General features: G+C 64.5%; 9 protein-coding genes. 4 read left to right on the forward strand and 5 right to left on the reverse strand.

Features of this window, described 5'->3' with window-relative positions; genetic code table 11:
• Nucleotides 1–66 precede the first annotated feature (66 nt).
• Together cfa and M2361_RS04625 are read right to left on the reverse strand one after the other, a co-directional pair.
• Entirely contained in the window at nucleotides 67–1254 is a 1188-nt protein-coding gene (gene cfa, locus M2361_RS04620; RefSeq protein WP_259246442.1) for a cyclopropane fatty acyl phospholipid synthase, read from the reverse strand.
• Nucleotides 1255–1266: 12 nt separating this feature from the next.
• Nucleotides 1267–1494: a hypothetical protein gene (locus tag M2361_RS04625; RefSeq protein ID WP_259246443.1), complete on the reverse strand. Its 228-nt coding sequence runs from the start codon at nucleotides 1492–1494 to the stop codon at nucleotides 1267–1269.
• Between the two features lie 83 nt (nucleotides 1495–1577).
• Here M2361_RS04625 and M2361_RS04630 point away from each other — a divergent pair, with 83 nt between their 5' ends.
• From M2361_RS04630 to greB, 3 genes are all read left to right on the forward strand, one after another.
• Complete coding sequence (locus tag M2361_RS04630; RefSeq protein ID WP_404976269.1) at nucleotides 1578–2510, forward strand: alpha/beta fold hydrolase; 933 nt, start codon at nucleotides 1578–1580, stop codon at nucleotides 2508–2510.
• A 151-nt stretch (nucleotides 2511–2661) separates the two neighbouring features.
• Nucleotides 2662–3507: a 3',5'-nucleoside bisphosphate phosphatase gene (locus tag M2361_RS04635; protein ID WP_259246444.1), complete on the forward strand. Its 846-nt coding sequence runs from the start codon at nucleotides 2662–2664 to the stop codon at nucleotides 3505–3507.
• A 145-nt stretch (nucleotides 3508–3652) separates the two neighbouring features.
• A complete protein-coding gene (greB, locus tag M2361_RS04640; protein WP_259246446.1) occupies nucleotides 3653–4201 on the forward strand; it encodes a transcription elongation factor GreB in 549 nt (182 codons plus the stop codon).
• 355 nt (nucleotides 4202–4556) lie between these two features.
• Here greB and M2361_RS04645 read toward each other — a convergent pair whose 3' ends face one another.
• The 3 genes from M2361_RS04645 to M2361_RS04655 all read right to left on the reverse strand — a co-directional run bounded on the left by M2361_RS04645 (nucleotide 4557) and on the right by M2361_RS04655 (nucleotide 7495).
• Nucleotides 4557–5585 (reverse strand): DctP family TRAP transporter solute-binding subunit, encoded by a 1029-nt coding sequence (locus M2361_RS04645; RefSeq protein ID WP_259246447.1) that lies wholly within the window; start codon nucleotides 5583–5585, stop codon nucleotides 4557–4559.
• Nucleotides 5586–5666: 81 nt separating this feature from the next.
• Nucleotides 5667–6965 (reverse strand): TRAP transporter large permease, encoded by a 1299-nt coding sequence (locus M2361_RS04650; protein ID WP_259246449.1) that lies wholly within the window; start codon nucleotides 6963–6965, stop codon nucleotides 5667–5669.
• Nucleotides 6962–7495: a TRAP transporter small permease gene (locus M2361_RS04655; RefSeq protein ID WP_259246454.1), complete on the reverse strand. Its 534-nt coding sequence runs from the start codon at nucleotides 7493–7495 to the stop codon at nucleotides 6962–6964. The genes M2361_RS04650 and M2361_RS04655 overlap by 4 nt, the downstream gene beginning before the upstream one ends.
• A gap of 352 nt (nucleotides 7496–7847) precedes the next feature.
• Between M2361_RS04655 and purL the strand changes: the two genes are divergently transcribed.
• A complete protein-coding gene (gene purL / locus M2361_RS04660) occupies nucleotides 7848–11897 on the forward strand; it encodes a phosphoribosylformylglycinamidine synthase (protein WP_259246456.1) in 4050 nt (1349 codons plus the stop codon).
• The last annotated feature ends 2 nt before the right edge of the window (nucleotides 11898–11899 follow it).

Here is an 11899-nt window from a genome sequence, read left to right on the forward strand (position 1 = left end):
CGCCGGGCGCGCCCTTGATGTCTCTTGGACGCGCCCCGTGATGGGAATGCAGTTGAATCCGCGCATTCAGCGCAGCGAGCGGTACACCTCGGGGCGTTGCGGGTGCGTCAGGATCACTTGCCAGAGCTGGCCTTCGCGTGACCGGAAAAAGCCCGCGCAACACATCAGATAGTATTTCCACATGCGGTAAAAGCGCGTGCCGTAGCGTGACTGCAAGGCCGGCCAGGCGCGCTCAAAGCGGTCCCACCAAGCCATCAGCGTGCGGTCATAGTCGGTGCCGAAGTTGTGCCAGTCTTCGATGATGAAGCGGTGCTCGACGGCGGTGGCGATTTCACGCGCGGACGGCAGCTTGCCGTTGGGGAACACGTAGCGGTCGATCCATGGGTCCGTGCTTTGGCTGGTGGCCGCGATGCCGATCGTGTGCAAGAGGAAGATGCCGTCCGGCGCCATCAGGCGTTGCACGTTGCTGAAGTAGGTGTCGTAGTTCTTGGGCCCCACGTGTTCAAACATGCCCACCGACACGACCTTGTCGAAGCTGCCTTGCAGGTCGCGGTAGTCTTGCAGCAGCAGTTGCACCGGCAGGCCCTTGACCCGTTCCTGCGCCAGCGCCAACTGTTCCTTGGACACCGTCACGCCCGTGACCGTCACGCCGTAGTTCTCGGCCGCGAACTTGGCCAGCCCGCCCCAGCCGCAGCCGATGTCCAGCAGCGTCTCGCCGGGCTTGAGTTGCAGCTTGCGGCAGATCATGTCCAGCTTGGCCAGTTGGGCGTCTTCCAGCGTCTGGGCGTTTTCCCAGTAGGCGCAGGAATAGATCATGCGGCTGTCCAGCATGGCTTCGAACACGTCATTGCCGGCGTCGTAATGCTGTTCGCCCACTTCAAAGGCGCGGTGCTTGGATTGCAGGTTGAACAGCTTGTGGCGCAGGTGCTCAGCAATCAGCTTGATGCGCGCCACGCCCAGCGCGGCCGAGCCCATGTCGGCACGCAGCAGGCGGGTGAAGAGTTCGTCCAGTTGTTCGCAGTCCCATTCCCCGTCCATATAGGACTCGCCCAGCCCCAGCGACCAACTGGCAAAGACGCGTTCGTACATGTGGCTGTCATGCACCTGGATGTCCCAGGGGCGCGTGCCGTTGATTTGCACGTCGGCCCGGGACAGCACGTCCTGGAGCACTTTTGGCGGTTCGGGGGGAGGGGGGCTGACGTCGGGCGACGAGTGGTCAGCGGTTAGCGGAGAGACAGGACTGCTTTGCTGCATACGGACTCCATATCAATTTTGGGATGACTGATCTGGCAATGCCTGAAGCTCATAACTCTCGCCCCAACCGGCGGCCGATTCCAATTTAATGATTGGATCGGCCTGATAGCTAACGGCAATTCCGTACCGCCGCGACAAGGGGGCGCCGATGAGAATGGGGTGATCGTAGCGAGGCGCGGGCGCAGTGTCCAGCACGGGGCGCAGCGTCTGAATTGCACCCGGCCGCGCCGCCGCCGTCATGCGATTGTCCGGCTGACGCGATTACACTAGTGCGCCCTGGTGGGCCGCCGTTGCGGCGCCCGCCGATACGTGGAGTGTTTAGATTGGACGCCAGCCTGCAACCCCGCTTGGAATTCGTCACCTGCGCCAGCCCGGCCGGCTTGCACCGGATGGCCTACTGGGAATGGGGTGACCCCGCCAACGAGCAGGTGCTGCTGTGCGTACACGGGCTGACCCGAAGCGGACGTGATTTCGATGTGCTGGCGCGCCGCCTGGCCGGCCGCTACCGGGTGGTCTGCCCCGACGTCGTGGGCCGTGGCCGCTCTGACTGGCTGGCCAACCCCGCGTTCTACACGGTGCCGCAATACGTGTCCGACATGGTGACGTTGATTGCGCGCTTGCGGCCCGCCACGCTGGCCTGGGTGGGCACGTCGATGGGCGGCTTGATCGCCATGGCGCTGTCGGGCGCTTCGGTGTTCGCCACCGCCATGCAGGCCATGCGCCCGCACGCGGGCATGCTGCCTCCCGGCCACGGCATCCAGCTGGACAAGCTGGTGTTGAACGACGTGGGGCCGCGTCTGGAAACCGGCGCCTTGTCGCGCATCGGCCAGTACGTGGGCCAGCCGGGTGAGTTTGCCTCGTTCGAGGAAGCGGTGGCCACCATGCGCGCGAATTCCGAGACTTTCGGGCCGCATACCGACGCGCAATGGACGGATCTGGCCCAGTACCTGTACCCGGAATTCGGCGGCAAATGGGTCAAGCACTACGACCTGGCGCTGGCCCAGGCGCTGGCCGCTCAAACACCGGAAGAGCTGGCGGCGGGCGAACAGATTCTGTGGCGGTCCTACGACGCCGTGCCGTGCCCGATTCTGATCGTGCGCGGTGAAAAGTCCGACCTGCTGACGCCCGCCACCGTGGACGAGATGCTGAAACGCAACCCCCGCGCCCAAGCGCTGGAAGTGCCGGGGGTAGGGCACGCGCCGACCTTGATCGCCGACAGCCAGGTGGAGCCGGTGGCGGCGTTTCTGCTGGGCTGAGTAAGTGCCGAGGTAGGGCACGCGCCGACCTTGATCGCTGACAGCCCGGTGGACCCCGTGCCGGCGTTTCTGCTGGCCTGAACGTCCGCGGGGCGATTAGGGGGACGCCCCGGCGCTATTCAGGGTGCCGGGGCTTCTCTACAATAGCCCGATGAAATCGCCCACCCTGAACATCGATCTGCACTGCCATTCCACTGTGTCCGACGGCGCGCTGGCGCCTCGCGACGTGGCGCAGCGCGCGCACGCCAACGGCGTCGACGTCTGGGCATTGACGGATCACGACGAAGTGGGCGGCCTGGCCGAAGCCGCCAGCGCGGCGCAAGACCTGGGCATGCGGTTTTCCACCGGCGTGGAAATCTCGGTGACGTGGGCGGGCCTGACGGTACACATCGTGGGCCTGCAATTCGATCCGCAAAACGCTGAGCTGGTCGCGGGTTTGCGCCAGACCCGCTCGGGCCGCGCCGAACGCGCCAAGCGCATCGGCGACCGCCTGGCCGAAATGGGCATGCCCGGCGCCTACGAAGGCGCGCTGCCGTTCGCCGGCAACCCTGAACTGATCAGCCGCACCCACTTCGCGCGCTATCTTGTCGAGGCGGGTTACTGCCCCGACGTGCAAACCGTATTCACCAAGCACCTGGGCGACGACCGCCCCGGCCACGTGCCCATGCAATGGGCCACGCTGGCCGAAGCCGTGGGCTGGATCCGTGGCGCGGGCGGTCGCGCCGTCATCGCGCACCCGGGCCGCTATAAGTACACGCCGCTGCAATTCGCCGCGCTGTTCGACGAATTCTTGCAGTTGGGCGGCGAGGGCATCGAAGTCACCACCGGCAGCCACACCGTGGAAGAGGCCCGCCAATATGCCGAGGTGGCGCGCCGCTACGGCTTCCTGGCGTCGCGCGGGTCTGACTTCCACAGCCCCAAGGAAAGCCGGATCGACCTGGGCCGCCTGCCGTCGCTGCCGTCCGACCTGAAGCCGGTCTGGCACGACTGGTTCTGACGCGGGCGGCTAACGCCGCGCATTCTGTAAGTTTGATGCGGGTGGCCAACGTCGCCCGACCTGCAAGCCTGACGCGGGCGGCCACCAACGCCGCCCATCCTGCAAGCCATTGATATTGGGATCGCGCCACTGCGGCGCAGCCGCTATGAACAAAGCCTTTGTTAAAGAGTCCGACAACGAGGACGACGACGACCTGCCGCAAGCCCAAGCCTTGCCCGTGGGCACCAAGAACTACATGACCCCCGAAGGCTACGAACGCCTGCGCGCCGAACTGACGCACCTGATGAACGTAGAGCGCCCGTCGGTAGTGCAAGTGGTGTCGTGGGCAGCCTCCAACGGCGACCGTTCCGAAAACGGCGACTATCTCTACGGCAAGAAACGCCTGCGCGAAATCGACCGCCGCATGCGCTTTTTGACCAAGCGCCTGGACATCGCCGAAGTCGTCGACCCCGCCTTGCAGCCCAACCGCGACCAGGTATTCTTCGGCGCCACGGTGTTGTACAGCGACAAGGCCGGCGAAGAGCACACCGTCACCATCGTCGGCGTCGACGAAGCCGAGCCCCTGGCCGGCAAAATCAGCTGGATTTCCCCCGTCGCCCGCGCGCTGATCAAGGCAAAGGAAGGCGACACGGTAGTGCTGCGCACCCCCGGGGGAATAGAAGAGTTGGACATCATGGAAGTGCGATACCCGTAGGATGCCCGAGGCATACCCGTAGGATGGGTGAAGCGCGAGAGTCCTTAAACAAGAATAAAGCTGTACAACGCGCGCAACCCATCAAGCAGCGGTGGGGTTCTTAACGGGTTCAGCCACAGCGCAGCCTCCGCCCGATGGGTTACGCGCGATCCCTATCCGATTCCTTTTGGAATGCATTCCGCGCTTCACCCATCCTACGATTCCGCAAGGGATTTCCAAAAAGGAAACAGGCGCCAGCTTTTGGCTGGCGCCTGTTTGGTTGGGAGGGCTCTGACGTCCCTGCCTCGGTTTGGCGGCTTGCGCCGTCGTTCCCCTGGGGCTTGCTGCTAAATCAGTACGTTGGCGTCAACGCTCTTCACTGCTTGCGCGCAGCGATGGATTTTTCGGCCATGTTGACCAGGTCTTCGCCGATCTGCTTCTTCCATTTGTCGTAAACCGGCTTCGTGGTCTTCACGAACGCCTCGTGCTCGGCCTTCGACAAGGACGTGACCGTCACGCCGTGGCCTTCGATTTCCTTCAGCAGCGACGGGTCGCTTGGCGTGACGCCCTTGCGTGCAATCACGATCTGCTGCTTGCCGGCATCCAGCGCGGCCTGGCGCACGATGTCGCGGTCCTTTTCCGACCAGGAATTCCACACCTCGCGGTTCACCACGAAGATCAGCGGATCGGCCACATAGTTCCACAGCGTCAAATACTTCTGGCCCACCGTATAAAGCTTGGAACCCGTATAGATCGACAGCGGATTTTCCTGCCCATCCACCGCGCCGCTGGCCAGCGCCGGCTGCGCGTCGGCCCAGCTCATCTGCGTGGGGTTGGCGCCCAGGGCCGTGAACGTGTCGATGTACAGCGGCGAACCCACCACGCGCAGCTTCATGCCCTTCATGTCGGCGGGCGTCTTCACCTCGCGCTTGGAATTGCTCAGTTGGCGATAGCCGTTTTCACCCCAGGCCAGCGGCACCACGCCGGCTTTTTCGATCAGCTTGAACATCTCGCGGCCCACGTCGCCTTGCACCAGCGCGTCGATGGCAGCGTAGTCGGGCATCAGGAAGGGCAGCGAAAACAGGTTCAACTGCTTGACCTGCGGCGACCAGTTGATGGTGGACCCCACCGCCATGTCGATCACGCCTTGGCGGATGGCGGTGAACTCGCGCGTCTGGTCGCCCTGGACCAGCGACGTGCCCGGGTACACCTTGATGTTGATGCGGCCATCGGTGCGCTCGCGCACCAGCTTGGACCAGATCTCGGCGCCCTGGCCCCACGGGAACGTCGTGCCCACCACGATGGACAGCTTGTATTCGGACTTGTAGTTCTGCGCATGCGCGGGCGTCATGCCGACCACGGCGGCCGCGCACAGCGCGGCGCCAATCAGGTTGCGGAAGTTCATACGATGTCTCCTCTCTTTGCGAGTGTGTCTGTTGTTGTAATCAAGATCGCTACGGACCTGCTTTCGCTTCAATAATCCAAATCAATAACCCAACTTATGCGGCAGCCACAGCGCCAGTTGCGGAAACACCAGCACCGCCACCAGCACCAGGAACATGGAAGCCAGCAGCCACACCACCCACCGCACCGTGGACTCCATGGGCACCCGTGCAATGCGGCACGACACCATCAAATTCACGGCCAGCGGCGGCGTGAATTGGCCCAGCGCCACCTTCAAGGTCAGCACCACGCCGAACCACACCGGATCCCAGCCGTAGGCATTGGCAATCGGCATCAGCAGCGGCACGAAAATCAGGAAGATCGAGATGCCGTCCAGGAACATGCCCACCGTCATCAGCAGCAGAATCAACAGCGACAGCACGCCCCATTCGCCCAAGCCGGAATTGACGATGGCGTTGGTGATCGGGTCAATCACGCTCAGCGTGGACAGCGCCCATGCAAAGATGCCGGCCAGCGTCACCACCAGCATGATCACGGCGGACAGTTCGGCCGCTTCGCGCAAGATGGTGTAAAGGTCGCGCAGCTTGATGGTGCGGTGAATGAAGCCGCCCACGAACAAGCCGTAGAACACGGCCACCACCGCTGCCTCGGTAGGCGTGAACCAGCCCAGGCGCATGCCGCCCAGAATCAGCACCGGCGCGGCCAAGCCCCATGAAGCATCGCGCAGGCTGGCCCAGAAGGGCGGGCGCGGCAGGTGGGATTCCAGTGCGCCCATCTTGTATTTGCGCGATAACCACACGGCGGGAATGATCAGTGCAAAGCCCGCCAGCAGGCCCGGAATCATGCCGGCGGCAAACAGCGCGGGCACGGACGCGCCGGGCACCAGTACCGAATAGATGATGAACGCCACCGACGGCGGAATCAGGATGTCGGTGGCCGCGCCCGCCGCCACCACCGACGCCGAGAACGAGCCCGGGTAGCCCGCGCGCGACATGGCGGTGATCATCACCGCGCCCACCGCCGCCGCGCAGGCCGGGCCAGACCCAGAGATGCCGCCCAGGAACATGGCCACCGCAATCGACACCAGCGGCAGCATGCCCGGGCCACGGCCCACGATGGCAATCGCAAAATCCACCAGCCGCTTGGCCACGCCGGACCGGTCAAAGATGGAGCCGACCAGCACGAACATGGGGATGGCCAGCAGCGGGTACTTGGCCAGCCCCGCGTAGAAATTCTGCGGCACGGCCAACAAGCCATACCAGGGCGTGTCCAGATTGGACAGCACGATGGCGATGGTGCCGCCGATGCCCAGCGCCACGCCCACCGGCACCCCGATCAACATCAGGACGACAAAGACAATGAACAGCAGCGACACAATCATGGCTTGCCCGCGCTCTGCAGAATGCGGCGGATGATGCCCAAGGTGCGCAGCGAGATTGCCGCCGCCATCACCGGCAGCCAGATCGAATACCACCAAGTGGGCACGCCGATCGCGGGGGACGTTTCTTCGTACATGAATTCGTCCGACACCAGCTTCACCGACAGCACGGTCAGCAGCACGAAGAACGCCAGCACGCATCCGTTGGAAATCAAGGCCATGATGCGCTGGCGGCGCGGTGAACCCGAATCCGCCAGGATCTCAATACGGATATGGTGGTTGCGCACGAACGCCACGCTGCCGCCCGCCATGGTCAGCACGATCAGCAGGAACACCGAGATTTCTTCGGTCCAGGCGAACGACTGGTCCGTGAAATAGCGCACCAGCACGTTGGCGAAGGTGATCAGCGCCAGCGTCGCCAGCAGAATCACGGCCAGCCATTCTTCAATGGCCAGCGGCACCTTTACGGCGGGATCGGGTTCAACGGGGATGATCGGTTCGACGGGCTCGACGGAGGCTTCAGGGCGGGACATGGGTGCGGCGACGGCTTGGGCGCGGGGCCCGCTTTATGAATTGGGTCGCTGCATCCTACCGTCGCCCTTGGGGCGAGGGTGTTCGTGTTTTCCCGTGGTGCGGGGCGACAACAACATGCTGCATTGCGTCAGACGATTCTGTGGCGCGGCGGTAAGACGGTGGATATTTCGCGATGACACCGTGGCTTCAAGCCGATATTGCTATGCACCATCCTGGTTCATCGTCGTCAGAATTCTTTTGTAACACTAGGGAAAACAAGGGCTTTGCAAGCTTTTCGAATAACGGCTCCGGGAAAACCCCCTAAACAGGTAAAATCCCGTTTTGCTCCCATCCTTATACGGCGCCCGCATCGTGTCCCTAGTTCAGCATCTGCCTGGTTCCTCCGTCCTGTCCTCCTTTCGTCGTGATCGCCTGCTGGCGCAACTAAAGGAAGCCGGCCTGCCGGTGGCCGACATCTCCGCTCGCTACGAGCACTTCGTCAGCACCGACGCCGCCCTGACGGCCGAACAGCAGCAACACCTGACCCAATTGCTGGATTACGGCACGCCCAGCACGGCTGACGCGCCCGCCAAGAGCCTGTCGCTGCTGGTCATTCCGCGCCTGGGCACCATTTCCCCGTGGGCCAGCAAGGCCACCGACATCGCCCACAACTGTGGCTTGTCGTCGGTACACCGCATTGAACGCGGCGTGCGCTATGTGATCACCCCGGAACGCGGCCTGCTCGGCACCAAGTCGTTTGACGACGCCATGCTGGCGCGCGCGGCCGACTGCCTGCACGACCGCATGACCGAAACCGTGGTTGACGCCAGCTTCGACGGCCAGGCGCTGTTCCAGACGCTGGCCGGCAAGCCCATGCGCACCGTCGGTGTTCAGGCTGATGGCGTCAAGGCATTGGCCGAAGCCAACGTGTCGCTGGGCCTGGCCCTGTCCGAAGACGAAATCGAATACCTGGCCAAGTCCTTCACCGACCTGGGCCGCGACCCCACCGACGTGGAGCTGATGATGTTCGCGCAAGCCAATAGCGAACACTGCCGCCACAAGATCTTCAACGCCGAATGGGTCATCGACGGCCAGTCGCAGCCCAACACGCTGTTCGGCATGATCCGCGCCACGCACAAGGCGCAGCCCGAAGGCACGGTCGTGGCGTATTCGGACAACGCCGCCATCATGGAAGGCGGCCCCGCGCAGCGCTTCCAGGCAGGCGTACCGGGCGTGACGGGCGAGGGCGCTGACGGCGCCAAGTACATCCGCCGCGACACCACCGTGCACACCTTGATGAAGGTGGAAACCCACAATCACCCGACCGCCATCGCCCCGTTCCCGGGCGCGTCCACCGGCGCGGGCGGCGAAATCCGTGACGAAGGCGCCACCGGCCGTGGCTCCAAGCCCAAGGCCGGCCTGACCGGCTTCACCGTGTCGCACCTACGTTTCGACGACGCGCTGCAACCCTGGGAAGCCGACCACCACGGCCTGCCCGAGCGCATCGCCTCGCCCTTGTCCATCATGATCGACGGCCCCATCGGGGGCGCCGCGTTCAACAACGAATTCGGCCGGCCCAACCTCTTGGGCTACTTCCGTTCGTTTGAGCAAACCGCCGGCGGCACGCGCTGGGGCTATCACAAGCCCATCATGATCGCGGGCGGCCTGGGCAGCATCGACGCGGGCCTGACCCATAAAGACGTGATTCCCCCCGGCGCGCTGCTGATCCAACTGGGCGGCCCGGGCTTCCGTATCGGCATGGGCGGCGGCGCCGCCTCCAGCATCAGCATGGGCAGCAACTCGGCCGAACTGGACTTTGATTCCGTCCAGCGCGGCAACCCGGAAATCGAACGTCGCGCGCAAGAAGTCATCGACCGCTGCTGGCAGCAGGCCGAGAACAACCCCATCATCGCCATCCACGACGTGGGCGCGGGCGGCTTGTCCAATGCCTTCCCGGAATTGGTCAACGATGCCGGCCGTGGCGCCATCTTCGACTTGAAGCGCGTGCCGCTGGAAGAGTCGGGCCTGTCGCCCGCTGAAATCTGGAGCAATGAATCGCAGGAACGCTATGTCCTGTCGATTCTGCCGAAAGACCTGGAACGCTTTGACGCCATCGCCCGCCGCGAACGCTGCCCGTATGCGGTGGTGGGCGTGGCCACTGAAGAACGCCAACTGCGCGTGGTGGACGGCGAGGGCCTGCCCGGCCTGGACACGATTCGCCCGCAAGGCGACGCCGAAGTGCGTCCCGTGGATGTGCCGATCGACGTCATCCTGGGCAAGCCGCCGCGCATGACGCGCGACGTGCGCCGCCTGCCTGGCGTGTCCGCGCCGCTGGACCTGGCCGGCATCGACCTGACCGAAGCCGCTTACCGCGTGCTGCGTCACCCCACCGTTGCCAACAAGTCCTTCCTGATCACCATCGGTGACCGTACCGTGGGCGGGCTGTCCAGCCGCGACCAGATGGTCGGCCCGTGGCAAGTGCCGGTGGCTGACTGCGCGGTTACCTTGGCCGACTACGAAGGCTTCCGTGGCGAAGCCATGTCCATGGGCGAACGCACCCCCATCGCCATGCTCGACGCCCCGGCGTCCGGCCGGATGGCCGTGGCTGAAGCGCTGACCAACCTGGCCGCCGCCGACGTGGCGCGCCTGGAAGACATCAAGCTGTCCGCCAACTGGATGGCCGCTTGCGGCGTCGACGGCCAGGACGCCGCGCTGTATGACACCGTGTCCGCCGTCAGCGAACTGTGCCAGGCCACCGGCCTGTCCATTCCGGTGGGCAAGGATTCCTTGTCGATGAAGACGTCCTGGGAGCAGGACGGCGAGCAGCGCCAGGTGGTGGCGCCGGTGTCGCTGGTGGTCACGGCGTTTGCGCCCGTTGCCGACGTGCGCGCCAGCCTGACCCCGCAACTGCGCACCGACGCGGGCGACAGCGTACTGATTTTGATTGACCTGGGCCGTGGCCGTCACCGCATGGGTGGCTCGATCCTGGCGCAGACGTACAACCAGATCGGCGAAACCGTGCCGGACATCGACGCGCCGCAAGACCTGCGCGCGTTCTTCATCACGATCCGCACGCTGGCCGAAGCCGGCACCATCCTGGCCTACCACGACCGTTCCGACGGCGGCCTGTTCGCCACGCTGACCGAAATGGCCTTCGCCGGCCGCACCGGCGTGTCGGTGAATCTGGACATGCTGACCTTCGATCCGCAATCGGCGGATTGGGGCGACTACAAGATCCGCCCGGATCAAGTGAAGGTGCAACGCGAAGAACTGACGCTGAAGGCGCTGTTCTCGGAAGAAGCGGGCGCCGTCATCCAGGTGCCGGCCTCGCAACGCGATGCCGTCATGCAAGTGCTGCGTGGTGCCGGCCTGTCGGCTCACTCGCACGTCATTGGCGGCTTGAACGGTGCCGACGAAGTCGAGTTCTATCGCGATGGCAAGAAGGTCTGGGGTCAGCCGCGCGCTGAACTGGGCCGCGCCTGGAGCGAAGTGTCCTACCGCATCATGGCCCGCCGCGACAACCCGGCTTGCGCGCAAGCCGAGCTTGACGTCTGGAACGATACGACCGACCCCGGCATGAGCCCGAACGTGTCCTTCGACCCGCAAGAAGACATCGCCGCGCCCTTCATCAACACCGGCAAGCGTCCGCGCGTGGCCATCCTGCGCGAGCAGGGTTGCAACAGCCAGGTGGAAATGGCCTGGGCCTTCGATACGTCGGGCTTCGAAGCCATCGACGTGCACATGACCGACCTCTTGGCCGGCCGCGTGGACCTGGCGCAAATGCAAGGCTTGGTGGCCGTGGGCGGTTTCAGCTACGGCGACGTGTTGGGCGCCGGCGAAGGCTGGGCGCGCACCATCCGCTTCAACAGCCAGTTGTCGGATCAGTTCGCCGCGTACTTCGCGCGTCCGGATACGTTCGCGCTGGGCGTGTGCAACGGCTGCCAGATGATGGCCGCCTTGGCCCCGATGATTCCGGGCGCCGAGCACTGGCCGCGCTTCACGCGCAACCAATCGGAAAAGTACGAAGCGCGCCTGTCGATGGTGGAAGTGGCCAAGTCGCCGTCCATCTTCTTTGCCGGCATGGAAGGCGCCCGTATTCCGGTGGCCGTGGCCCACGGCGAAGGCTATGCCGACTTCTCGCAGCAAGGCGACGCCAGCCGCGTGCTGGCCGCCGCGCGCTACATCGACAACCGTGGACTAGCCACCGAAGCCTATCCGTTCAACCCGAACGGCAGTCCCGGCGGCCTGACTTCCGTCACCACGGCCGATGGCCGCTTCACGGTCTTGATGCCGCACCCCGAGCGCGTGACCCGCAACGTCATGATGTCTTGGGCGCCCGAGAAATGGGGCAACGCAGACAAGGGCGGCGCGTACAGCCCCTGGATGCGCATCTTCCGTAACGCGCGCGCCTGGCTGAAGTAATT

Origin of the sequence: Achromobacter sp. JUb104 (assembly GCF_024806975.1) — a bacterium.
Classification (GTDB): Bacteria; Pseudomonadota; Gammaproteobacteria; order Burkholderiales; family Burkholderiaceae_B; genus Achromobacter; species Achromobacter spanius.